Origin of the sequence: Corallococcus interemptor (assembly GCF_003668875.1) — a bacterium.
Taxonomy (GTDB): Bacteria; Myxococcota; Myxococcia; order Myxococcales; family Myxococcaceae; genus Corallococcus; species Corallococcus interemptor.
In genome coordinates, this window is record NZ_RAWM01000016.1 from 1 (window position 1) to 24,146 (window position 24,146).

General features: G+C 71.4%; 19 protein-coding genes and 1 pseudogene. 10 read left to right on the forward strand and 10 right to left on the reverse strand.

Translation table 11 applies throughout. The features are described 5' to 3' along the window. Nucleotides 1–528, forward strand: a pseudogene (locus tag D7X96_RS39925) (hypothetical protein); the annotation flags it as partial. Between the two features lie 908 nt (nucleotides 529–1,436). Here the strand turns inward: D7X96_RS39925 and dnaK are convergent. Continuing rightward, entirely contained in the window at nucleotides 1,437–3,044 is a 1,608-nt protein-coding gene (dnaK, locus tag D7X96_RS08480; protein WP_121725497.1) for a molecular chaperone DnaK, read from the reverse strand. A 214-nt stretch (nucleotides 3,045–3,258) separates the two neighbouring features. On the opposite strand from dnaK, the gene D7X96_RS08485 reads away from it, so the two are divergent. Beyond that, on the forward strand, nucleotides 3,259–4,092 hold the full coding sequence (locus D7X96_RS08485; RefSeq protein WP_208647284.1) for a class II glutamine amidotransferase: 834 nt from the start codon (nucleotides 3,259–3,261) through the stop codon (nucleotides 4,090–4,092). Between the two features lie 8 nt (nucleotides 4,093–4,100). Here the strand turns inward: D7X96_RS08485 and mrtX are convergent, their stop codons facing one another. From mrtX to polX, 3 genes are read right to left on the reverse strand one after another with little or no spacing between them, the layout of a single operon-like run. Beyond that, nucleotides 4,101–4,826, reverse strand: a complete 726-nt coding sequence (gene mrtX, locus D7X96_RS08490; protein WP_120547838.1) for a myxosortase MrtX — start codon at nucleotides 4,824–4,826, stop codon at nucleotides 4,101–4,103. Continuing rightward, a complete protein-coding gene (locus D7X96_RS08495; protein WP_120547837.1) occupies nucleotides 4,823–5,434 on the reverse strand; it encodes an MXAN_2756 family trypsin-like serine endoprotease in 612 nt (203 codons plus the stop codon). The genes mrtX and D7X96_RS08495 overlap by 4 nt, the downstream gene beginning before the upstream one ends. Nucleotides 5,435–5,453: 19 nt before the next feature. Further along, nucleotides 5,454–7,214 carry a DNA polymerase/3'-5' exonuclease PolX gene (gene polX / locus D7X96_RS08500; RefSeq protein WP_121769445.1) on the reverse strand — a complete coding sequence of 587 codons (1,761 nt, stop codon included), beginning with the start codon at nucleotides 7,212–7,214 and terminating at the stop codon, nucleotides 5,454–5,456. Between the two features lie 66 nt (nucleotides 7,215–7,280). On the opposite strand from polX, the gene D7X96_RS08505 reads away from it, so the two are divergent. From D7X96_RS08505 to eutB, 7 genes are all read left to right on the forward strand, one after another. Continuing rightward, entirely contained in the window at nucleotides 7,281–7,595 is a 315-nt protein-coding gene (locus D7X96_RS08505) for a Rieske (2Fe-2S) protein (RefSeq protein WP_120547835.1), read from the forward strand. A 210-nt stretch (nucleotides 7,596–7,805) separates the two neighbouring features. Further along, entirely contained in the window at nucleotides 7,806–8,273 is a 468-nt protein-coding gene (locus D7X96_RS08510) for a MogA/MoaB family molybdenum cofactor biosynthesis protein (protein WP_043323766.1), read from the forward strand. A 13-nt stretch (nucleotides 8,274–8,286) separates the two neighbouring features. Beyond that, the gene (locus D7X96_RS08515; RefSeq protein ID WP_208647285.1) at nucleotides 8,287–9,216 is read left to right on the forward strand and encodes a TIGR02757 family protein; all 930 of its coding nucleotides are present in this window, start codon (nucleotides 8,287–8,289) and stop codon (nucleotides 9,214–9,216) included. Between the two features lie 77 nt (nucleotides 9,217–9,293). After that, nucleotides 9,294–11,243 (forward strand): ATP-binding protein, encoded by a 1,950-nt coding sequence (locus D7X96_RS08520; RefSeq protein WP_120547833.1) that lies wholly within the window; start codon nucleotides 9,294–9,296, stop codon nucleotides 11,241–11,243. Continuing rightward, complete coding sequence (locus D7X96_RS08525) at nucleotides 11,240–12,394, forward strand: dienelactone hydrolase family protein (RefSeq protein WP_121769447.1); 1,155 nt, start codon at nucleotides 11,240–11,242, stop codon at nucleotides 12,392–12,394. The genes D7X96_RS08520 and D7X96_RS08525 overlap by 4 nt, the downstream gene beginning before the upstream one ends. 52 nt (nucleotides 12,395–12,446) lie before the next feature. Continuing rightward, a complete protein-coding gene (locus tag D7X96_RS08530; protein ID WP_121769448.1) occupies nucleotides 12,447–13,823 on the forward strand; it encodes a hypothetical protein in 1,377 nt (458 codons plus the stop codon). Nucleotides 13,824–13,948: 125 nt separating this feature from the next. After that, nucleotides 13,949–16,186 carry an ethanolamine ammonia-lyase subunit EutB gene (gene eutB, locus D7X96_RS08535; protein ID WP_121769449.1) on the forward strand — a complete coding sequence of 746 codons (2,238 nt, stop codon included), beginning with the start codon at nucleotides 13,949–13,951 and terminating at the stop codon, nucleotides 16,184–16,186. Here eutB and D7X96_RS08540 read toward each other — a convergent pair. From D7X96_RS08540 to D7X96_RS08560, 5 genes are all read right to left on the reverse strand, one after another. Beyond that, on the reverse strand, nucleotides 16,183–16,434 hold the full coding sequence (locus tag D7X96_RS08540; protein ID WP_120547829.1) for a hypothetical protein: 252 nt from the start codon (nucleotides 16,432–16,434) through the stop codon (nucleotides 16,183–16,185). The genes eutB and D7X96_RS08540 overlap by 4 nt on opposite strands. A 54-nt stretch (nucleotides 16,435–16,488) precedes the next feature. Then, complete coding sequence (locus D7X96_RS08545) at nucleotides 16,489–17,976, reverse strand: phytoene desaturase family protein (protein WP_121769450.1); 1,488 nt, start codon at nucleotides 17,974–17,976, stop codon at nucleotides 16,489–16,491. Between the two features lie 192 nt (nucleotides 17,977–18,168). Beyond that, nucleotides 18,169–18,918 (reverse strand): energy transducer TonB, encoded by a 750-nt coding sequence (locus tag D7X96_RS08550; RefSeq protein WP_120547827.1) that lies wholly within the window; start codon nucleotides 18,916–18,918, stop codon nucleotides 18,169–18,171. A 117-nt stretch (nucleotides 18,919–19,035) separates the two neighbouring features. After that, nucleotides 19,036–19,764, reverse strand: a complete 729-nt coding sequence (locus tag D7X96_RS08555) for a response regulator transcription factor (RefSeq protein WP_120547826.1) — start codon at nucleotides 19,762–19,764, stop codon at nucleotides 19,036–19,038. Continuing rightward, entirely contained in the window at nucleotides 19,761–21,590 is a 1,830-nt protein-coding gene (locus D7X96_RS08560) for a sensor histidine kinase (protein ID WP_120547825.1), read from the reverse strand. Before D7X96_RS08560 ends, D7X96_RS08555 begins: the two co-directional genes overlap by 4 nt. A gap of 116 nt (nucleotides 21,591–21,706) precedes the next feature. Between D7X96_RS08560 and D7X96_RS41425 the strand changes: the two genes are divergently transcribed. After that, a complete protein-coding gene (locus D7X96_RS41425) occupies nucleotides 21,707–23,041 on the forward strand; it encodes a YXWGXW repeat-containing protein (protein ID WP_279637360.1) in 1,335 nt (444 codons plus the stop codon). Nucleotides 23,042–23,057: 16 nt separating this feature from the next. On the opposite strand, the gene lplA is transcribed toward D7X96_RS41425, so the two are convergent. Then, complete coding sequence (gene lplA / locus D7X96_RS08570) at nucleotides 23,058–24,086, reverse strand: lipoate--protein ligase (RefSeq protein ID WP_120547824.1); 1,029 nt, start codon at nucleotides 24,084–24,086, stop codon at nucleotides 23,058–23,060. Nucleotides 24,087–24,146 lie beyond the last annotated feature (60 nt).

The window sequence follows — 24,146 nt, forward strand, 5'->3', positions numbered from 1 at the left end:
GCGCCGGCCGGCGCGAGCGCGGGCAGGGACGTGGTGGGCCGGTTGCCAGGGCGCGGAGGCACGGGGCCCGCGGGCGCGATGGGCGGGACGACCTGTCCGACGGCGAGGACCGGAGGCGGCGTCGCGCCGACAGCGGGCGGGCTGAGGCGTGGCGCGACGGGCGGCGGCGTCACCGGTCCCACGGTGGGAGGGGACGCAGGCCGGGCACCGGCGGGGGCGATGGTGGGCACCGAGGGCGGACGGGCCGCGGGAGCCACCGGAGGAACCGCGGGGCTCAGCGGCTGCATGGTCGGCACGGCGGCGGGGCCGCGCGCCACGGGAGGCGGCGTGGCCATGGGCGCGACGCCCGGCACCGCCGGAGGCATGGCGGGAGGCATGGCGGGAGGCATCGCGGGCGAAGCGCTCACGTTGGGCGGAACGACGGGTGCGATGCGAGGCATCGACGCGGGAGCCTGGGGCGGAGTCCCAGCGCCCACGGCGGGCGTCGTGGTGGTGGGGCGCGCACCGGTGGGAACCGCCGGAGCCTGAGGAGGAGCCACCGCGCCCACGGCCGGAATGGCGGAGACGGTGGGACGAGCCCCGGCAGGCGTCGCAGGAGCTTGCGGCGGCGCCACCGCGCCCACGGCCGGAATGGCGGAGACGGTGGGGCGAGCACCGGCAGGCGTCGCAGGTGCTTGCGGCGGAATCGCCGTCACGGTCGCGCGAGGCGTCGTGGGGGCTGCTGGAGCCTGCGGGGGAGCCACCGTACCGACCGCCGGAATCGCGGTGACGGTGGGCCGCGACTGCGCGGTCGGCGCGGGCGGAGGCGACGCGACGCCAACGGATGGAACCCCGGACACCGTCGGCCGTGATGCAGCGGGGACTCCCGCAGGGGCAATGCCCGGCGGTGCCCCACGAGGCGCGGCTCCCACGGGTGCGAGGCCCGCGGGCGTCGGGCGCGGCGGAGTTCCAGTCACGGGGGCTCCAGCCGCGGGCGCGACCGAGGGCACTCCACTGGACGATGCAGGCCGGGCCGTCGCTGGAGCCACAGGCGGGACGCCGCCCACGGCAGGAGCCTGCGAGGCTGCCGGAGCCACCGAGGGAGCCTGCCCCGACGCAGGCCGGGCCGCCGCTGGAGCCACCGAGGGAACCTGACCCGACGCAGGCCGTGCCGCCGCCGGTGCCACCGATGGAACCTGACCCGAAGCCGGCCGGGCCGCCGCTGGCGGCGCGACAGGGGGCGGCGTGGGGCGCGCGGCTGGCGCGGTCCCCGGAGGCACTGCTGCCTTGGGCGGCGGCGCCGCGGGCGGACGGGGTGCCGTGGGCGGGACGGACGGCGGTACGGTGGCCGTCACCCGGGGCAGGGCGGGCGTCGCCGGACGCGCGGGCGCCGGGGGCGCGGCGGGCCCTGGCGGCGCGCCAGAGTTCGGATCGGAAGGCTCGGACATCGGCGGCGCCTAGTTGGCCACGGCGGGCAGGTCGCTGCTGTTGTGGCCGGCGAGCCGCGTGTTGCGGTTCGACTGGATCGACTGCTGGATGTCCGCCTCCGTCATGCCGGACGACAACGTGATCGTCGTCGACGTCTTCTGACCCGTCTCCACGTCACACGCGGACACGTTCACCAGACCGTCCGTGTTGATCTCGAACGTCACTTCGATCTTCACCTCGCCGCGATACCCGATGCGGAAGCCCGAGAACTCGAACTCGCCCAGCATCTCGCACTCCTCGGCGCGGTTGGACTCACCCTGGTACACGCGGATCTTCACCTTCTCCTGCCCGTCACGGCTGGTGGTGAAGGTCTTCGAGCGGTCAATGGGCACCGGCGTGTTCTTGTCGATGATCTTCTCCGTGTACCCACCCACGGTGCCGATCCGCAGCGTCAGCGGCGTGACGTCCACCAGGAACGTCTCCGTCTTGCTGTCCAGCAGCGCGTGCGACTGGAGCGCCGCGCCCATGGCCACGACCTGATCCGGGTTGATGCCCTCCAGCGGCTCCTTCTGGAAGTAGTGCTTCACCGAGTTGCGGATGATGGGCAGCCGCGTGGGCCCGCCCACCAGGATGACCGCGTCGATGTCCGCCGCCGTCAGCCGTGCGCTCTGCAGCGCCTCGTCGCAGACCTTGAACGTGCGCTGCACCAGGTCCATCACCATCCGGTTGAACTGGTCCTGGTTGAGCGTGTTGCGCAGGTCCATCACGTTGCCGTTGGCGTCCTGGCAGATGCCCGCGCAGAGGATCTCCGCGGTGCCGTACTGGCCCACGTCGATCTTCGCCTTCTCCGCCGCGTCCTTCAGCATCTGCAGGCAGTACTTGTTCTGCCGCAGATCCAACCGCGTGCGGCTGAGGAAGTCGTCCGCCATCCACGTCATGATGCGGTCGTCGAAGTCGTCGCCGCCCAGGTACGTGTCACCCGCCGTCGCGAGCACCTCGAAGACGTCCTTGCCGATTTCGAGGATGGACACGTCGAACGTGCCGCCACCCAGGTCGTAGACGACGACGCGCTGGTTGACGTCCCGGCCAAAGCCGTACGCCAGCGCCGCCGCCGTGGGCTCGTTGATGATGCGCAGGACTTCCAGCCCCGCGATGCGGCCCGCGTCCTTCGTGGCCTGGCGCTGGTTGTCGTTGAAGTACGCGGGGACGGTGATGACCGCCTTGTGCACCTCGCGGCCCAGGTACGTCTCCGCGACGGCCTTCATCTCCTTGAGCACCAGCGCGGAGATCTCCGGCAGCGAATAGCTGCGGTCCCGCACGCCGATGCGCACCGAGTTGTTGTCGCCCTCGACGATGCGGTAGGGCATCACCGCCTGCGCCTTCTTCACCTCGTCGGAGAAGTAGTACCGGCCGATGAGCCGCTTGGCCGAGTACACCGTGTTCTCGGGGCTGGTGATGATGTTCTTCTTCGCCGCGTTGCCCACCAGCACGGACCCTTCCTCCAGGAAGGACACGCACGAGGCATGCGTCGTCTCGCCCCACTCGTTGGGGATGACCGTGGGCTGACCCTCGTGGACGACGGACACGCACGAATACGACGTGCCCAGGTCGATGCCGATTGCGATGTCGTCCGCCATTCCGTCTCCGGTGAAGACCTGCACCCCGGCCCCTCTGGCGAGAGGGCAGCCGGGAAGCGCCCGGAGGTTAGGCTCCACGTTCCGGGGTGTCAATTCAAAGACTGTTCAAACGCCAGCCATTTCAAGGGCTTAGCGCCAGAGCAGGGGAGCGGGTTCAGCGGGCTGAACCGGCATCCCATGGACCTTATCCCTTGAGGTGAAGGGGGGAATCACCATGTCCGCCATCCTCGCCGCCCTGTCGTCGGATCCCAACCTCCTGCGGTGCGAGCTGCACCGGCTGACCCAGCAGGTCGTCCTCCGCCCGGAGGCCCGGGCCAACGCCTTGGGGGTGGGCTCCTATGCCCAGGAGGATGTCCTCCTGCGCCGCCTGGCACCGGACCGGGACATCACGCTGGATGACCTGGGGCCGCCCCACGAATCCGAGGCCGTGCTCTTCCACGCCAGCCGGCTGCCGCTCGGCCTGTCGCCCGAGGAGAACACCCAGCCCTTCCGGGCGCGCCACTGGTTGTTCGCCCACCAGGGCCCGCTGCCGGACTTCGAGCCCCTGCGCGCCCCGCTGCTGTCGCGCGTGCCAGAGCACCTCCAGCGGCAGGTGCGAGGCTCCACCGGCAGCGAGGTCCTCTTCGCCCTCTTCCTCACGCGCCTGCGGGAACTGGGCCGCACGGATGATCCACGCCTGGAGCCGGAGGTGGCCGGCCGCGTGCTGCGCGACACGGTGCGTGAAGTGGAGGCCACGCTCGTGAAGCTGGGGCAGGTGCGCACGCCGCCGCTCAACCTGGTGGCCACCAACGGCACCGTGCTGGCCGCCACGCGCCGCGGCGAGGCCCCGCTGTACTACACGCGCCTGGAGGGCAGCGCGGAGTGCGCCCACTGCGGCGTGACGCCCCAGACGCCGGAGACGCATCCGGAGGTCGGCGCGCACCGCCGCCGCCGCACGGTGGTGGTGGCCAGCCACGTGACGCGCACGCAGGGCTGGGTGGAGCTGCCGCAGGGCGCGACGCTGGCGGTGGGCGAGGACCTCCAGGTCCAGCAGCTGCCGCCGTCCTGACGGGGCCGCTACGGGCCGCCGAAGAAGGAGACCTCCAGGAAGCGCACGTAGAGGTTGCAGGCGGCGTGGAAGAGCGAGCAGCCGACGATGGTGCCGGTGCGCTCGCGCATCCAGCCGAAGAGGAGCGCGGGGAAGAACACCGCCAGCCGCCACGTCTGGAAGATGGCCAGGTGGCCCAGCGCGAAGAGCAGCGCCGTCACCCAGAAGGCGCGCCCCAGCCGCGCGCCCAGCACCACGCGCCCCTGGGGCCACGCGTCGCGCAGGCGGGCCTGGAGGTAGCCCCGGTAGAAGAACTCCTCCGGCAGCGCGACGACGAAGAGCTGATCAATCACCCACTCGCCGAAGCGCGGGGGCAGGCGCGGCTGGAAGTGGCCCTCGCCGATGATGGGCGTCAGGTGGTGCGCGAGCGCGGGCGGCAGGTGCGGCACCACCTGCACGAAGCCGGCGAAGCCCGCGAAGAACAGCGGCCCCACGATGGCGCTCATCACCAGGAACAGGCGCACGTCCTCCTTCCACGCGCGCAGGGTGAGGCCGTAGTCGCGGTAGTCCTCGTCGCGCCAGCGCATGGGGATGAGCGGCAGGTAGAGGAAGCCCACCGTGGCCACCAGCTTGGGCACGCTGGTGCCCCCGGCGATGAGGAACGCCGCGATGATGCCCAAAAAGCCCAGCGCCCAGAGGCCCATCGCCTCCTGCACCGCGCTCACCTTGAAGGGAGGCCCCGAAGGCCGGCTCATGGCGCGTCCGCCGAGGCGAGCTCCGCCTTCACGGCGGACAGGGGCAGGGCGCGGGCGCCACGGCCCCGGCGCTCGACGACGAGGCCCACCAGCCGCCCGTCGCCGTCATACAGCGGGCTGCCCGGCGCGAGCGTGAGGTCCACGTCGAAGAACGGCGCGGGGGCTGTCTTCGCCACCGTCGCCCTGGGCGTGTCCCGCTGCCCCTTCTTGCGCGCGGGCATGACGCCCACCACCCAGCGGCCCGCCAGCCCCTCCGGCACCAGCCGCACCGGCGCCGCGGGCCACGTGCCCTGGGGGCCCGCCACCACCGCGACCTGGAGCACCGTGCTGGAGAGCACCACGCGCGCCGTCAGCGCGTTGCCCTCGTGCACCACCTGGGCGGAGCTGGGACCCACGAGCGACACGGCCGTGAGCACCTGTCCGTCCGCGCCCACGATGATGCCGGGGCCCGCGTTCTGGGGGCCGCGCACGCGTACCGAGGAGCGGGTGTGCAGTTCCAGCACGCGCTGGAGGTCGGCGCGCGACGGCCGGGCCTCCGCGCCGGCCCGCGTGGGCAGGGCGAGGAGGAGGCAGAGGAGGGCGGGGACGAGGAGGAGCGGGCGGAACATCTTCGCGCCCGCAAGCCTATCAGCGCTCCCGCAGGCCGGCGAGGAAGCTCTCCGCGGAGCGGGTGTTGAGGACGTCCTGCTTCCTCGCCCAGCCCCGGCGCGCCGTGGCCACGGCATAGGCCAGGTTCTTCAGGTCGTCCTGGCGGTGCGCGTCGCAGCTCACCACCAGCTTCACCCCGCGCCCCACGGCCTGCCGCACGTACTCGGCCTTGAGGTCCAGGCGCGCCGGCTTGCCGTTGATCTCCACCGCGACGCCGCGCTCCCGCGCGCGCTCCAGGACCTCCTCCATCCGGAGGGCGTACGGCTCGCGGCTCTGGATGAGGCGCCCGGTGGGGTGTCCCAGGATGTGCAGGTGCGGGTTGTCCAGCGCGGCCAGCACCCGGCGCGTCATCTGGTCCTCGTCCATGGAGTGGCGCACGTGGATGGAGGCGATGACGACCTCCAGCTGCTCCAGCACGCTGTCCGCGTAGTCCAGCGCCCCCGACTCCAGGATGTCCACCTCGATGCCCTTGAGCAGCCGCATGCCGGGCACCAGCTCGTTCACGCGGTCGATCTCCTCCCACTGCCGCTTGAGGTCGTCCACCTTGAGTCCGCCCGCGTGGATGGCCGCCTCGCTGTGCTCGGTGACGGTGAGGTACTTGAGCCCCAGCGCCTTCGCGGCGCGCGCCATCTCCTCCAGCGTGTTGCGGCCGTCGGACCAGGTGCTGTGCGCGTGCACCGCGCCCTGCACGTCCGCGAGCGTCACCAGGTCCTCCGGCAGCTTGCCAGTCCGGGCCGCCTCCACCTCGCCGTTGTCCTCGCGCAGCTCCGGCGGCACCTCCTGCATGTCCAGCAGCCGGTACAGCGTCGCCTCGTCGGGGACGGGGACCTTGGTGCCGTCCTCGCGGTGCACGCCCCATTCGGAAATCTTGAGCCCCTTCTCGTGGCCCAGGTTGCGCAGCCGGATGTGGTGCGCCTTGGAGCCGGTGAAGTGGTGCAGCGCGGTGGCGTAGTCCTCGTCCGGCAGCACGCGCAGGTCCACCTGGAGGTCGCCCTGCACCATGCGCACGGAGCACTTGCTGTCGCCCTTGCCAATCACCGTCGCCACGCCCGGCGCGTTCGCGAGCGTGTCCAGCACGGGTCCCGCTTCCTTCGCGGAGGCGATGATGTCCACGTCGCCCACGGTCTCCGCGCGGCGGCGCACGCTGCCACCCAGGCTCGCGCGCACCACGCCCGGCGCCTGGCGGATCAGCTCCAGCAGTCCTTCCGCGATGGGGAGCGCGTCCCCCAGGAGCTTCCGCTCGCCCTTGGCGCGCCGGTACACGGAGATGCCGTCCAGGAGCTTCGCCTCGCTCTTGGGGCCAAAGCCCTTGAGTTCCCGCACGCGGCCGTCCTTGCAGGCGCGCTCCAGGTCCTCGACGCTGCCCACCTGGAGCTCCTTCCACAGGGCAGCGACCTTCTTCGGCCCCACGTCCGGCAGCTTCATGAGCTCCAGCAGGCCGGCGGGGAACTGGGCCTTCAGCTCCTCGAACGCCGTCATGCGGCCGGTCGTCACCAGCTCGGTGAGCTTTTCGGCGAGCCCCGGGCCGATGCCCTGGAGCTCCTGCAGGCGGCCCTCGGTGACGATGGCGCCCAGGTCCTGCGGCAGGTTCGCGATGCGGTCCGCGCCAATGTCGTAGGCGCGGACACGGAAGCCGCTCTGCCCCTGGAGCTGGAGCAGGAGGGACATGTCCCGGAGGAGCTGGGCGACGGCCGCCTTGTCGGTGAGCACGGCGTTGGAGGGTGTCACGTCAGGAGTCACGGTCGGGAAATTAATGCCGGGGGAACGGGGGTGCAGGCCCGGACGGGTTGTGGGAAAAGGAACGCAATGACGAAGATCAAGCTGGGACCCGCGGACTTCGCCGAGAGGGAGATGCGGGGCTACGAAATCGGCAAGCGCAACGTCTGCATCGCGAAGATCCACGGCCGCTACAAGGGCCTCGACGACTGGTGCAACCACGCCGGCTGTCTGCTGTCGGGCGGACGTCTCGAGGAGAACATGGTCGTGTGCCCGTGCCATGAGGTCGGCTTCGACATGGACACGGGGCAGAACGCGACTTCGCCCGGCGTCTGTGATGACCAGCCGACGGTGCAGCTCACGGTCGAGGACGGAACGCTCGTCGTCGACCTTCCCGACGTTTGAGCCTTCCCACCTTCAGGAGCGTCCACCATGGGACACGACGGACACGATCACGACCATGACCACGGTCATGGCCATCACCACCACGGCCACTCGCACGACCACGGCCACGGCCACTCGCATGACCACGACCACGGCCACGGGCATTCGCACGACCATGACCACTCGCATGAAGGCTCGGCGGTGGCGGCGGAGCACAAGTCGCGCGCGCCGGTGCACGTCAGCGCGTACGTGGTGACGTGCTCGGACAGCCGGGACGAGGCGCACGACGGCAGCGGGAAGGACCTGCGCGAGGGCCTGGCCGCCGCGGGGCACACCGTCGCCGGGCACACGGTGGTGAAGGATGATCCGGAGGCCATCCGGGGCGCGCTCGCGCAGGCGCAGGCGGCGGGGGCCCGCGCGGTGCTCTTCACGGGCGGCACGGGCATTGGCCGGCGCGACTGCACGGTGGAGACGCTGCGCGCGCTCTTCGAGAAGGAGCTGCCCGGCTTCGGCGAGCTGTTCCGGATGCTGTCGTTCCAGCGCATCGGCAGCCCCGCGATGATGTCGCGCGCCACGGCGGGCACGTACCAGGGGATGATCCTCTTCGCGCTGCCGGGCTCGCCGCAGGCCGTGAAGCTGGCCCTGGACGCGCTCATCCTCCCGGAGCTGGGCCATGCGGTGCGCGAGCTGACGCGTTAGGACTGCCCGCGAGATGACGAAGCGCCGCACCGCGCACACCGGATTGAGCCCCCAGGCGGCCGAGCGCCTGCGCCCCCGCCTGGACGCCTTCCTGGCGTCCACGGATCAGTCAGCGCGCATCGGTTTCGACCCGGTGGAGTTCCCCCACCGCTACACGGATCCACGCGATGTGGAGGTCAGCGGGCTGCTGGCGGCGGCGCTGGCCTACGGGCGCGCGGACCTCTTCCGCCCGAAGGTGGACGCGCTCCTCAAGCAGATGGGGCCGTCGCCCGCGGCCTTCGTGCGCGCGCTGGACGTGAAGGGCGCGAAGGCGCTGCTCACGGGCTTCGTGTACCGCTTCAACGTGGGCACCGACCTCGCGGTGCTGCTGCTGGGCATGGGCCGCGCGCTGCGCGAGCACGGCGGTCTGGAGGCCCTGTTCGTCCGGGGCTTCAAGGCGGCCGGCACGCTGCACGGAGCGCTCGCGGCCTTCACCGCCGCGCTGCGGGACATCCCCATGGACGCGCTCCGCAAGGCGATGGGGCCGGAGCGCGGACTGCATCACCTGCTGCCCTCGCCCCTGGGGCCGGGCGCGGCGAAGCGCCTCAACCTGTATCTGCGGTGGATGGTGCGCGGACCGGACGCGGTGGACTTCGGCATCTGGAAGCAGGTGCCGGCGTCAGCACTGCTGGTCCCACTGGACACGCACATCGGACGCATGGCGCTCCACCTGGGACTCACGCAGCGCACGGACCTCACCTGGCGCACCGCCGAGGAGGTGACGGCGTCGCTGCGGGCGCTCGACCCGGAGGACCCCGTCCGTTACGACTTTGCTTTGTGCCACTACGGCATGAGTGGCGCGTGCCCGGCGAAGACGCTGCCCCAGCACTGCGAGCGCTGTTCGCTCCTACCTTCCTGCAAGGTAGGCCCCCGCGTCATCGCGCGCGGTTCACTGCAATTCTGAGTCCCACCCGACCCGGAAATGGGCTACGGGCAGTCCGCGCGGCCCCGCGTTGACGGGTTGGCGCGGTCAAGGCTGCAATGCAGTCGAGCGACGCCGGGAGGCCGATCCCGCGGGTCGCGAGGAGCAACGCTGTGCACGCAATGCTGGTGGCGGTCCCAGCCCCGGTGGCCCAGGACGTGGAACGCGATCTTTGCGCCACGGCCGAAGGGCGCGCGTGCCGAGTGATCCGCGTGGAGTCCTTTCCGGAGCCGCTGCCCGAAGGGCTGCTCGTCCTCTGGGATCATGGCGGTCCGCTGGAGGCCGTGAAGGCGCGCTGCCAGTGGGCGCACGCGCGCCGGCTGCAGACGCGCACGTGGCTGGTGGTGCTGACGAAGCGCGAGGGCGAGGAGGCGGAGGCGCTGGTGGAGGCGGGCGCGGACGAGTGCGTGGCGCCGCCCGGCACGCGCTGGGGCGCGAGGCTCGTGGCGCTGCGGCGCAGGGCCGCGGACGGAGACGCGCAGGCGCTGCGGCGTGCGCGCGACATGTTCCAGGGCGCGCTGGACGCGGTGCCGGAGCCGCTGTTCATCAAGGACCGGGAGCACCGGCTGGTCGCCGTGAACACGGCCTACTGCCGCCTGCTGGAGCAACCCGCGGAGGCGCTGCGCGGCACGGTCACCTCGGCGCTGATCTCCCCGGTCCAGGCGGAGACGGCCTGGCGCCAGGACGAGCGCGCCTTCACCACGGGGCAGACGGTGGAGGACGAGGGCTCCTTCACGGACGCGAAGGGCCGCTCGCGCGAGGTGCTCACGCAGCGGGCCGCGTACATGCTGCCCAACGGCGAGCGCTTCCTCGTGGGACTGGTGCGCGACGTCAACGAGCGCACCCGCCTGGAGACGCAGCGGCGGCTGGCGGAGCGGATGACGTCCGTGGGCACGCTGGCCGCGGGCGTGGCGCATGAGATCAACAACCCGCTCTCCTACGTGACCTCCAACCTGGCCTACCTCTGGGAGCGCGTGGCGCAGCCGGTGGTGCCGGCCGAGCAGCTGGAGGAGCTGCGCCAGGTGGTGGCCGAGGCGCTGGAGGGCGCGGGGCGGGTGCGCTCCATCGTGCGCGACCTGCGGACGTTCTCGCGCACGGAGGAGGAGCAGCACGGTCCGGTGGACGTGCGGCGCGCGGTGGAGGACGCGGTCAAGCGGATGCGCGACGAGTTCCAGCAGCGCTCGAGCATGGCGTGCGACCTGGAGCCGGTGGCCGCGGTGCACGGCAACGAGGGCCGGCTGGCCCAGGTCGTCACGGGCCTGCTGACCAACGCGCTCCAGTCCTTTGGCGACCGGCCTCCGGAAGAGAACCTCATCAAGCTGCGCGTGCGTCCGGGCCGCGAGGGCCACGTGCTCATCGAGGTGGAGGACAACGGGCAGGGGATGGCCCCGGAGGTGCGCCAGCGCATCTTCGATCCGTTCTTCACCACGCGCTCGCCCAAGGGCGGCACCGGCCTGGGCCTGTCCATCTGCCTCACGCTGGTGCACGCGATGGGCGGCCACATCGAGGTGGCCAGCGAGCAGGGGCAGGGGAGCCTCTTCCGCGTGGAGCTGCCGGCGCTCGCCCTGCCGCCGGAGAGTGCGCGGCCCGTGCAGGCGGTCGCGGCCGTGGTGGAGGAGCCCTCGCAGGCGGCGCGCGCGACGCGAAGCCTGCGCCGGTTGCTGCTCATCGACGACGAGCCGGCGGTGGGCAGCGCGGTGAGCCGGCTCCTGCGCAACCTCTACGAGGTGCACGTCATCCAGGACGCGCGCGAGGCCCTGACGCGGCTGTCTCGCGGCGAGAAGTTCGACGCCATCCTCTGTGACCTGATGATGCCGGGCATGAGCGGCATGGACTTCCTGGTGGAGCTGGAGCGGCTGGCGCCGGAGCTGGCGCCGCGCACCGGCCTGATGACGGGCGGGGTGAACCCGCAGGCCCGCGAGTTCGTGGGCCGCCGCGCGCGAGAGCTGCTGGAGAAGCCCTTCGAGCGCGACCAGCTGTGCACCTTCGTCGAAACGCTGATGCAATGAAGCACCGGCTGCGCTGGACGCTGGGGGCCGTGTTCGCGGCCCTGCTGCTGGCGGCTGTCCTCCTCCTGCCGCCCGAGCTGCGAGGGCTGTCCTTCGTGCTGCGCGCGGCGGGCCTCCATGGCACCGTGGCCGAGGCATTGGCCCGCCATGGCACCGGGGCCTTCACCGTCACGGACCTGAGCGTGCCCACGCGCCACGGGCCGGTGCGCGGGCGGCTCTACCAGCCGGATCAGCGCAAGGGCCGGCTCATCGTGCTCACGTCGGGCGTGCACGCGGCGGGCATCGACGAGCCCCGCCTGGTGAAGCTGGCGGAGGACCTGGCCATGGGCGGGCAGCCGGTGCTCACGCCGGAGCCGCCGGACCTGCTGCGCTACCAGATCACCCCGCGCCTGCCGGACGTCATCGAGGACACGGCCCTGTGGGCGCTGGGGCCGGGAGCGCTGGCGCCGGAAGGGGAGGTGGATCTCTTTGGCATCAGCTTCTCCGGAGGCCTGTCCGTCGTCGCGGCGGGCCGGCCCGCGCTGCGTGACAGGGTGGCCGCGGTGCTGTCCTTCGGCGGGCACGGTGAGCTGTCGCGCGTGCTGTCCTTCCTGTGCACGGGCGTGCAGGCGGACGGGGTGCACCGCAGGCCGCACGACTACGGCGTGGTGGTCATCCTGCTGAACGTCGCGGACCGCCTGGTGCCGCCGGAGCAGGTGGAGGCGCTGCGCAAGGGCGTCCTCATGTTCATGCACGCGTCGCATCTGACGCTGGTGGACTCGCGCAAGGCGGAGGCCACGTTCGCGGAGGCCCGGGCAATGGAGGCCACGCTGCCGGAGCCCGCCGCCACGCTGTTGCATCAGGTGAACACGCGCGACGTGGCCGCGCTGGGCCAGCGGTTGCTGCCCTTCGTGAAGGGCTTCGCCGGAGATCCGTCGCTGTCGCCGGAGCTTTCTCCCGCGCCTCGTGCGCCGGTGTACCTGCTGCACGGGACAGATGACTCGGTCATCCCCGCCATCGAGTCCACGCTGCTGGCGCGCGCGCTGGCGCCGCACACGCACGTGCACCTGCGGCCCACGCCGTTGATCACCCACGCGGAGATGGACAAGCAGTCCAGCGTGATGGAGTCGCTGAAGATGGTGCGCTTCTGGTCGGCCCTCCTCGGCGAGTAGTGCGCCACCGCGCGACTTGACGTCCGGGCCCGGGACCGGCTGCCATGGAGGCATGTCCGTGTCCCTCATGGTGTCGTTCGGGCTGGGTTGGCTGTTGACGGCGGCGCCTGCGCAGGCGGGGCGCATCGTCCCGTGCGCGCCAGACACCGCGGATTGGAAGGCGGCCCAGGAGGCGCTGTCCGCGTTCGACGCGCGGATGCAGGCGCTTCCGGACGACGGCGAGGTGGAGGATGCGCGGTCCGGACTCCAGCTGCTGCTGAGCCACCGCTGCTTCGGCATCGCTCGCGAAGAGGAGCACCGGGAGCCGCTGAGCTGGGACGAGGACACGGCCACGACCGCGCTCGCGTTGAAGACGTGGTGGCGCGATGGAGGCAAGGCGTACTTCGCGTCTCAACTGGAGCTGGGCCGTCCCGGTGCGCAGTCCATCGTGATGGCTCCGGACCTCCGCGAGGTGCTGGCGCGCGAGACCTCGCCGAAACACCGGCTGGCCCCCCTGCTGTGCCCGGTGAAGGCCGGTGAGTGCGGCGCGGAGACGGAGGCCTGGCGCGCGCGGGCGGAGAAGGCCTTCCGTCCGGAGAACCGGCGCCCCGGCACGTTCGACGCGGATCCGCCGCCTCCGACGGACTGCATGAAGGAAGCCCGGAGGAAGCCTTCACGGAGCCGCTACAAGGCCTGGAGGGAATGTCTGGCGCTCGACCCGAGCGGGCGGAATGTCCAGACGGTACTGCCGCTGGGACGCATCCGCGCGCCAGCGGGCGGCTGGCTGGTGATCCGCGGCCGGCGAGGCCATTACGACTTCTGTGATCAGCTCGACGCCTACCACCTGGCGACAGGGACCACGTACCGCTCGAGCAGCTGCTCCGGCCTGGCGTTGAAGTCCGACGGCAAGGTGGACGGAGTGGCCACGAACGCCGCGCGGCAGTCCAGTGTGAGGGTGGGGCGCGTGTCGCCGGAGCGGATCCGCGAACTCTCGTGGATGCTGATGATGGAGCCGGAGGTGAACGACCGGGTGCAGGTGGAGGCCGTGCGCGTGCCTGTTCCGAAGGGTCTCCGCGTCGAATGGCCCACGATCGAGGACGGCATCCTGGGCGGGGTCGCTGGCGGAGTTTTCGGCGGCTCCACGGCGCAGACGCGGCTGAGCTGGAAGTGGTTTCCTCCCGGAGGCACGGAGCCCCTGTCGGGCACGTTCACGTATCCCTATTCGTGGGCCGCTGGAGAGGACCACGCGAACGTGCTCATGACCGAAGCGGAGGCCACGTTCCAGGGCGGCTGCCCGGCGTTGCCCGTGCCCGTCAGGGAGCTCGACTTCACGCGCGAGCCCGGGGTCAACCGCGTCGATGCGCCAGAGGGCGTGTCCAAGGTCCAGGACGCGCGCGTGGAGGCGCTGCTCGCATGGAAGCCTCCCGAGGGCTGCGTTCCAGCGAAGTAAGTCTTTGCAGCGCTAACGATTGAAACACCAAGCATCGTGGAGGGCAGCCGTCCGGGCGTCACGCAGGCGACAGCGCCCTCGGGGGATGGTGGCGCGGCCGCGCCGCCGGATAAAGCTCATGGCCCATGAGCGTCTGTCTCCCCGACGTCCTCCCCCACGAAGATGTCTTTGACTACGTGCAGCGCCTGAGCGGCGGCTTCGACGCGCGCCTGTATCAACAGGTGTTGGGCGCGGCGAACGCGTTCAAGGAAGGCGACGAGGCCATCGGCGTCGCGGCGGCGGACGAGGACTCGCGGCGCAACGCGCGCACGCTGTTGTCACGCACGCGGCTGGACGACCTGCACGCCCATCCTCCGTTCGAGGACCGGCTGCACGTGTTCAACCTGGAGGCGTGGGACCCGGCGCGCTGGAAGCGCGTGGCGGACTGGACGCTGGGCCGGCTCAAGGACTTCCTGCTCACGGCGGAGGTGCAGGCCGTGCACGGCGTGCTCGACGGGCTGCCCAGCGACGTCATCGCGTGCGTCGTGAAGCTGATGAGCGACGTGGAGCTGAAGACGGTGGGTGGGCGCATCTTCCATCCGCTGCCGGGCAGCCGCGTGGGCGCGAAGGGCTATCTGGGCGCGCGCCTGCAGCCCAACTCGCCCACGGATCATCCGGAGGACATCCGCTGGCAGGTCTTCGACGGCTGGTCCTTCGCGGTGGGCGACGTGGTGCTGGGGACCAACCCGGTGTCGTCGGACGTCGCGTCGGTGGCCGCGGTGGAGTCCGCGCTGCACGACGTGCTGACGACGTTCGGGCTGGAGGAGGTGATGCCCCACTGCGTGCTCGCGCACATCGACGTGCAGGCGCAGGTGGAGGCGCTGCGGCCGGGCACCACGGGCATCTGGTTCCAGAGCCTCGGCGGGAACGAGGCCGCCAACCGCACCTTCGACGTGACGCTGGAGAAGATGGTTGCGCACGCCGCGGCGCGCACCGGGCGCTGGGGCCTGTACTTCGAGACGGGGCAGGGCGCGGACGCGACGAACGGGCACCCCCACGGCACGGACATGCTCATCCACGAGTCGCGCAAGTACGGCTTCGCGCGGGCCTTGAAGCGCCGCGTGGCCATCGCGCAGGCGGGCGCGGGGCGTGAGGCGGCGCCGTGGGTGCACGTCAACGACGTGGCGGGCTTCATTGGCCCGGAGGTGTTCCGCACGCGCGAGCAGCTGGTGCGCTGCTGCCTGGAAGACATCGTGATGGGCAAGCTGCACGGCCTCACGCCAGGCCTGGACGTGTGCTCCACGCTGCACATGGACGTGACGCTGGATGACCTGGGCTGGTGCCAGGAGCAGCTGGCGGAGGCCGGGCCCGCGTACCTGATGGCGCTGCCCACGCGGAATGATCCGATGCTCAGCTACCTCACCACGTCCTTCCAGGACCACGTGCGGCTGCGCGCGCGGTACGGCCTGAAGGTGGATGACCGGATGTGGGCGTTCTTCCAGCGCCTGGGCGTCATCGACGCGGAAGGCCGGCCCACGAAGCACTTCGGCGACCCGGCCCACGTCTACGTGCACTACCGCCGCGCCAAGGGCGACACGCGTCCGGAGGCGGAGCTGCGCCTGGAGGCGGAGGCGCAGATGGCCCAGGTGCGCGCCCGGGGCGTGCCGCTGGCGGTGGGGCATGGCGACCAGCCCTGGATGCTGGAGCCCGCGCTGGAGCGCGAGGTGCGCGGCCTCTACGACGACGGCAAGGTGGGGCTGTGGTCGGAGCTGTCCGACGCGGCGGTGGCGTCCATCCCGGGCTCGGTGCGGCTGCGGACGAACTCCGCGGACCGTCGCGACTACATCCTGCATCCGCCGTCGGGCGAAACGCTGGAGGCGGGCTCGGAGGTCACGGTGCGAGCGCTGCGCGAGCAGCACGCGGGCCGGTACGACGCGCAGGTGGTCGTGTCGGACGGATTGGATCCGCGCTCGCTGATGGACGAGGGCCACCTGGCGCCGTTCCTGGCGCGGCTGCGCGCGGAGCTGGAGGCGACGGGCTGGAGGGTGGCGCCGGAGGTGCTGGTGGTGAAGCACGGCCGCGTGCGCGCGGGCTACCAGGTGGGCCAGTTGCTGTTTGGCGCGGAAGGGGACCCGCGTCCGCGCGCCCTGGTGCATGTGATTGGCGAGCGCCCCGGCTCCGGGCACCACGCGTTCTCCGCGTACCTCACCGCGCCGGACGCGGACACCTGGGCGAAGCCGGGCGCGGTGGACCACGACCGCACCCGGCTCATCGCAGGAATCTCAGACACCAGCGTCCGGCCAGAGGACGCCGCCACGGAGTCGGCGAGGATCCTCGCGGACGCGCGGACCTCTATCGCGCCACGGGTGTCTGGGGTTGCCTAGCAGGAGGTGTTCTCCCAGTAGCTCGTGGACACCTGGCCCCAGTTCACCCAGCTGCCGCAGTAGCAGCCGCGCTGACCCACGATGATCGAGTGGGACGCGTCGTTGAAGTACGTGATCATGTTGTCGGTGTTCATGCAGTCCGGGAGCGCCGACTCCTGCGAGGCCAGATCCGGCGCGGCCTCCTGCTCCATGGGACCGCCACAGCCCACCGCCAGCGCCAACAGACCGCCAATCAGGAACGTACGCATGCGTCCTCCATGAGGGGGGACGCAAACCATACGCGGTTTACGCAAGACAATGCTTCAGCGCGACGCGGCAATACTCGCGGCGGTGCGAACGCCACCCACCGCTGTTGCAAGCGTGCTCTGACCCGGGAACACCGAGTCCCCCACCAACCACAAACTGCGTTGAGCCTGGAACGGTCCCAGGATGCGGTAATTGTCCAATCCGGCGCGCCGGGGAACGCCACCCACCGCGCCCGCCTCTCGCGACGTGAAGCGCTGGAACGTGCGCGGCGACGCCGTCATGACGTGCACGACGTTGGCCGTCCACTCTGGAAGCAGCGCGTCCAGGTTCTCACGCATGCGCGCATGGAGCGCGGCGAACCAGGACGCCTGTTCCTCCGGCGCCATGCCCGCGAGCTTCTTCAGCGACACGTGCGTGGACACCGTCACCGTGCGCTGACCCGGCCGTGCACGGCCTTCATCCGAGGCCCCGCTGATGGATGCGAAGAGGTGGTTGCCTTCGATGAACGGCGCCTGTTCATCGCGCACCAGCTCGAAGTGGTGCGCGGCGCCGGAGTCCCCCTCGGGAGGCCGCACCACGAGGTACAGCATCGCCGCGCCCCAGCCTTCGTCCACGCGCTCCGCGAGCGCATCCACGCGGGGAAGCCGTCCCACCGGCGCATCCAGCAGCGTGCGCAGCCCCTGCGGCAGCACGTTGGCCACCACGTGCCGGGCCAGCAACTCACCCCTGCGCGCCGTCACCCGCCAGCCTCCGTCCACCGGCGTCACCGCGCGCACCCGGTTCGCCATGAGCACGTCGCCGCCCTTCGCCGTGATGGCCTTCGTCAGCCCCGTCGCCAGCCGGCCGATGCCGCCCCGGACATGGCCCGTGCCGCGCCAGTAGTAGTCCATCGCCGCGAACGCGAACGGGGTCTCCGCCTCCGCCGCGGCGCACTGCACGGTGATCTGACAGAGCGCGTCCAGGTACGTGCGCAGCGGCGTGAAGCCCTCCAGCCCGTGATGCGCGAGCACCGCGCCCAGCGGCCGGCCCAGCCATCGCGTCAGTGGCGCGTAGGACCACGCGCGCCCCGCGTGCCGCATCAGCGTCTTCAGGCTCAACGGCGGCAGCAGGTCCGGGTCATCGAACAGCGGCCATAGCGCTCCGGCCACCTGGCCCTGCAGCTCGAAGAACCGCCGCACGCCCTGCACGGGTGCTCCAGGGAGCGCGCAGAACCCGGCGATGAGCCGGTCCCGGTCGCGGTGCACCGGCAGCCGCATGCCCGGTGCCCGCAGCTCCACCAGGGGATCCAGCCAGTCCACCGTCACGTCCAGCGCATGCTCGCGGATCCACCGGCCGAAGAGCTGGTGCTCACCGAAGCCGGAGAACAGCGTGGCGCCGGACTCGAAGCCGTAGCCACCGCGCCGGAAGGTGCTCGCGCAACCGCCCGGGTAGTTGAGCCCTTCGCACAGCGCCACCCGGGCGCCCCGGCGGCACAACTCCAGCGCCGTGCCCAGGCCGCCGAAGCCCGCGCCCACCACCACCGCGTCGTACCAGGTGTCCGCCATCGCTTGATGAAAAGGGACCGGCACCGGAAGCGGGCCGGGGGAGGCCCGCTCCTTCCGGTGCCGGTATCGCGCACATGGCCAGGCGCGACGGGACTTTCCTAACGGGCCCGCACTCCCGCTGCGATGCTTTTCCCTTCCCGAAGGGGAAGCAGGCGCCCGGGCGCTTTCACTGGCGGACACCTGCCCCCATGGCTACGGCATCTTCAGCTTGATGTTGAACGTGTACGACACGTTCACCGGACGGCCCTGGAAGGTCAGCGGCTGATACGTGCGCGAGGAGAGCGCTTCCAGCACCGCGTCCTCCATGAACGGCAGGCCCTTGATGATGCGGCAGTCGCGCACCCGGCCCTCCGTGGTGATGACGCACTTCACGATCATCATGCCCTCCACGCCCGCGCGCCGCGCCTCGAGCGTGTAGTTGAACTGCGAACCGCTAAGCAGCTTCGGCGGCGTCATCCCGCCCTGGAAGGGCAGCACCTCCGTGCCCGTGGGCGCGGTGTTGATCACCGGCACGCCCACCGCGCCGATGGGGCTGGTGCTGTTCGGATCGCCGTCCGGATCACCCACCGGGCCGGTCTCGCCCGTGCCCGTCGCGTCCGTGGTGGCCGCCGCGTCCGCGACCGTCGTCGGCTCCGGCTTTGCCTCCGGCAGATCCGTGGGCAGCGGCTTCGGGTGCAGCGGGATGCGGTCCGTGCGCGGCTTGGGCTTCGGCGCCGGCGCGGCCGTGGCCGGCTTGGGCTGCGCGGCCTGCTTCACGCCCTTCTGGATGGCGGGCGGGTGGAAGACGATCGTCCGCTCGGGCGGCTCGATGGTCTCCGGCGCGCGGCCGGAGATGAAGAACACCAGGCCCAGGAGCCCCGCGTGCACGCCGATGGACACCCACGCGCCCGTGCCGAACCGTCCCGAGCGCACTCCCCGCCGTTCGATGACCGACTCAAACATCTGACCCGCCTCCTGGTTGGAACGGACGCTCCAGGCGTCTCGTCTCCACAAGAGGCAAGGTACGAAGTCCCGTCAGTGGAAAGGCCGACGGCGCTCCATATGTCGGTCATGGATTCGTCATGACGGGCCGCCGCTCGTGACCTCCATGCGGTAGCCCACGCCGCGCAGCGTGTGGATGGTGAAGCCGGACGTGCTCGTCCACCCGAGCTTCTTCTTCAGGTTGGACACGAAGTTGTCCACCGTGCGCGGATCCACCACCACGTCGCGGCCCCAGACGGCATCCAGGATTTCGCCCCGGGGCAGCGCGCGGTCGCGGTGGCGCAAGAGGAACGCCAGCAGGTCGAACTCCGTGCGCGTCAGGTCCACCTCACCGCCGTCCGAGCGCAGCACCGCGCGGCGCCCCAGGTCCAGCGTGAAGGTGCCAAAGGTCACCACCTGCGGCGGCGCCGTGCCCGCCCGGCGCACCAGCGCCTGCACGCGCGCGAGCAGCTCCCGCAGCCGGTAGGGCTTGGTGAGGTAGTCCTGAGCGCCGGCCTCGAAGCCGCGCACCAGGTCGTCCTCCAGCGAGCGCGCGGTGAGCATCAGCACCATGCTCTTGACGCCCTCCGCGCGCAGGCGGCGGCAGAAGCTGTAGCCGTCCTCGCCCGGCAGCATGACGTCCAGGATGAGCAGGTCGAACTCGCGCGACTCCAGGTGCGGCGCCGCGTCCTTGGCGGAAGGGGCGTCCGTCACGTCGTAGCCCTCGTCGCGCAGGTTGTCGCGCAGGCCCAGGCGCAGGTTGGCGTCGTCCTCGACGATGAGGATGGAGGGGCGGGTGGAGGAGGGGGGCGGCGTCTGCGTCGTCATCGGCGCGTCTCGGGAAAGGTCAGGGCGAAGGTCGTGCCTTCAGGGCCGGAGGAGGCCACCTGGATGCTGCCCTGGTGCAGGCCCATGATTCTGCGGCACAGCGCCAGTCCCAGGCCACTTCCATGCACCTCCGGCCCGGGAGTTGTCAGACGGTAGAAGTCCTGGAACACGCGCTCCCATTCCTCGGCGGGGATGCCCACGCCGTTGTCGCTGAAGAGCACCGTGGCCCCGAAGCCCGGCTGGGGGTAGGCGCGGACGGTGAGCACCACCGGGCTGCGCAGGTTGTAGAGGCAGGCGTTGCGGCCCAGGTTGGCGAAGAGCATCCGCACGAGCGACGCGTCCGCGTCCAGCTCCACGTCCCCCACGTCCGAGCGCAGCTCCACCGGCACCGTGACGGCGTCCATCAGGTCGTCGCGCAGGTTGCCCACCGCCTCCTCCAGCCGCACGCGCGCGGGCCTGAGCGCCCACCGCCCCTTGTCGATGCGGTTGAAGGACAGGATGTTCTCCACCAGGAAGTGCAGCCCTTCCGCCGCGCGCACGATGCGGGTGGGGTAGTCCCCGGCCTCCGGAATCTGGCCCAGCCGCCGCTCCAGCGTCTCCCCCAACAGGCGGATGGACGCGAGCGGCGTGCGCAGCTCGTGCGACACGGTGGAGACGAAGTCGCTCTTGAGCTCCACGAAGCGGTACTTGCGCTGCTGGGCCACCACCGCCAGCGCCGCGATGGCCGACGCGAGCGCGCCGCACGCGGCGACGAGCAGCGTCTTGAGGCCGTATCGCGCCTCGATGTCCGCCTCCGCCGCGGCCCAGCCGGGCGTGGCCACCTCCAGCCCCGGGTGCTTCAGGGGGCGCGCCACGCCGCCGGGCCCCAGCCGCACCTGGCCGTCCTTGGGGATGAGGTTGCGCCCGCGCAGCTCCTGCGTCAGGTCCGACAGCAGCGCGGACATGTCCACCGCCAGCCCGTGCACCTGCTCGGCCGCGGGCTCCACGTACCACTGCTCGGCGAGCAGGGTGGGGCCGTCCAGCGGCTCCGGCAGCACCAGCGCGCCCGCGCCGGCCTCCTGCACGCGCGCCACGAAGGCGTCGGAGGGTTCCTTCAGCGCGCGGCTCAACGACACGATGCGCGCCTGGAGGAAGTTGAAGTCCGGCTGCGTGAGCTGGGACCGCGCGCGCAGGAGGTTGCGCTGCAGGCCCGCGTCGCGCGACATGCCGCCCAGCTCCTCCGCCAGTCCTTCACGCACCAGCGCCCGGATGAGGGGCGGCGTGTCCTCTCCGCGTTGCAGGTACTCCACCATCAAGAGCGTGAAGGGCAGCTCCTGATCCGCCGGCAGCGGGTGCGCCGCGTGGTAGCGCAGCAGGGCCTCCACCGCCGCGTCCTTGCGCGCCTCGCTGCCGGAGACCAGGGCGGCCTCCGCCGCGCGCAGCCGGGCCAGCCGCTCCTGGAAGGGCGAGGGGGCCTGGCCGTCCTCCAGCGCGTGCGCCAGCATCGTGTAGTTGGCCTGGGCCGGGACGTCCGTGCCCTCCCGGGGCCAGTCCACGCGCGGCAGGAACTGGTGGCCCCGGAAGAGCAGGTAGTAGCCCTCCGCGGCCATCAGCGGATCCCCCACGGCCGAGTTGAGCTTGGGCAGGTGGGTCTTCATCCGCTGCGCCAGCGCGGTGCGCAGCGACTCCGCCGCCAGCTGCTCCAGGGCAATGCGCCGCGAGCGCACCTGGGCGCGGGCGTCCTCACGCTCCTGGGTGAAGATGCGTTGGAGGCTCACCAGCCCCCAGCCGAGGGCCAGCAGTCCACAACCCAGGGCGATCAATGTGGGGAGGAGTCGGCGCAGCATTCGCGTCCTGACGGACTGTAGCAGTGTCGACGGGATTGCGGGCTTGTGGCCTCCAGGGTGAATAAAGTGGAGGAGGCCCGCGTCCCCTCGGGGGTCTGGAGATCGGAGACGGAGTCATGGGTTCTCGATGGTGGATTGGTGTGATTGTCGGCCTGGCCACCCAGGGGGCGTTCGCGCAGACCTCGCCGGTCGCGGCGGATGACTGGGGCGACGACGGGTACGAGCAGCAGCAGTCCAACGCGGACGATTCCGGGCCCATCGCGCCCTCGCCGCCTCCCGACCTGCCGAACGAGTCTCCGACCCCCCGGCCCTATGCCGGCGCGGTCTGGACGTCCGGGCACTGGTACTGGGACGGCGACAGCTGGCAGTTCAAGTCCGGCGGCTGGGTGGAGCGCATGCCCGGCTACCAGTACATCAACGGCTACTGGGCGGAGGACGGCGACGTCTATCGCTGGGTGTCCGGCGGCTGGGCCCCGGAGGGCTCCACCGAGGTCGAAATCCCCATCGAGGTCGCCAGCGAGGACGTGACGGCGACCCGGGCGCCTCCGGCCCTGCGCGTGGAGACGCCGCCCCCCGCGCCGGCCGTGGGCTACACGTGGGCGCCGGGTTACTGGTACTGGGGCGCCAACGGCTACGAGTGGGTCTCCGGCACCTGGATGGAGCCGCCGCGTCCGGGCCTGGTGTTCGTGTCGCCGCACTGGGTGCGCCGCGGCCTGTCCTGGGTGTTCGTGGGTGGCGGCTGGGGCTACAACGGCTCGGTGCGCGTCGTCGTCCCGGTCTACCGCCACGCGCACATCTCGGTGTCCTTCGGGCGGCCGAACGTGTTCCTGCGCTCGTGGTACCGCTACCCGGGCGTGTCGTGGCGCTACTACGGCTACGGCCACCACCGCTACCGCCCGAACTACCACTACGCCCGCCCGGGGCCGTACCGGTACGGCCCGCGCTCGCATGACGCTTCGCCCGGCCGCTACAACGGCCCGTCGCACGGCGGTGGCCGCGGGGGCTACAGCCGCCCCGGTCCGTACCGTCCGCAGGGCAGCGGCGCCCACTCGTCGAACAACGGCGGCGGCAACAGCGGCGGCTGGGGTGGCACGCGCAGCCCGCCTCCGGGTGGGAACGGAACGCGCGGCGGTAGCGGCGCGCACCAGTCCAGCGGCGGCTGGGGTGGCGGTTCTTCCAACCCCGGGCGTCCGTCGTCCGGTGGCGGGGGACGCTCCCAGTCCAGCGGCGGTGGCGGCGGCGGTTGGGTGGTGGCAGCTCCACGGGCCGCGTCCATCAGACCAGCGGCGGATCCTCCAGCGGCAGCCACGGCGGCGGCGGCGGTGGGCGCTGGGGCGGCGGCTCCGGCGGCGGCTCCTCCCATGGTTCTTCCTCCAGCCGCGGCGGTGGGAATGGCGGCGGCTGGAGTGGCGGTGGCCACGGCGGTGGTGGCCATCGCTGAAGTGAGGTGACGGCGGGTGGGCCGGGTCAGACCTCGACCTGTCCCATCAGCCAGGTCTCCAGCTCTCCCAGCTCGCGCTCCTGCGAGGGGTGACGGGCGCGGACCTCCGCCACGGCCTGCTGCATCCCGTCGCGGCTGTGGGGCTTGCCCACGAGCGCCGTCTGCAGGTCCTGCACGAGGTCCGGGTAGAGCGCATCCGAGAAGACCTGCGCGCGCGTGACGTGTCCGTTCTCCGCGTCGACGTGGACCTCGAAGAAGCCCCACGACAGGTACTCCACCATCTGGTGGCTGAAGCGGGGCGCGTTGCCGAAGCGCCAGTCCCACGACGCGTAGTGCTCGAAGGTGCGCTTGAGCGACGGCTGCTGCTCCAGGAAGGACGGCTCCAACAGCTCCGGCTCCGCGGTGGCGCCGTGGAAGTCGCAGAAGGCGCCAATCATCGCCTTCACCAGCGACTCATGCGAGACGTCCGGCTGCAGGTCGCGGATGTTCATCACGCGCGAGCGCACGGAAGCGCTGCCCTTGGACTCCAGCTTCTTCGGGTGCGGCGTGAGGTAGTTGGCCAGCCGGGACAGGTTCGCGTGGAGCAGGAAGGTGCCGTGGTGGAAGGCGCGGTCCTTCGTCTCGCGGTACGCGCTGCCGCTGACCTTGCGGGGGCCGTCCTCCAGCGGAATCACCAGGTCGTTGCGCCCGGAGGCCTGCGCCGTGACGCCCATCCGCTTCAGCGCGTCCAGGAGGATGCTGACGTTCGCCGTCTTGTTGTAGCCCTCCTTCGCGGACAGGAACGTGAAGCAGGTGTTGCCCAGGTCGTGGAACACCGCGCCGCCGCCGCTGGTGCGCCGCGCGAGGAAGACCTTGTCCTCCTCCATGCGCGTGAGGTTGCACTCGGACCAGGGGTTCTGGTTGCGGCCGATGACGACCGTGTTGTCGTTGCGCCAGAGGAACAGCGTCTGGGTGGACGGATCCAGCTCGCGGAAGATCCAGTCCTCGGTCGCGAGGTTGAACCAGGGGTTGTAGGTCTCCGACAGGAGGATGCGGACGCGCGGGGCTTGAGACATGGGCGCGGAGCATAACCGCCCGCCACGTCCTTGCAGGCCCTTGCGCCGTCCAGCGGTGGA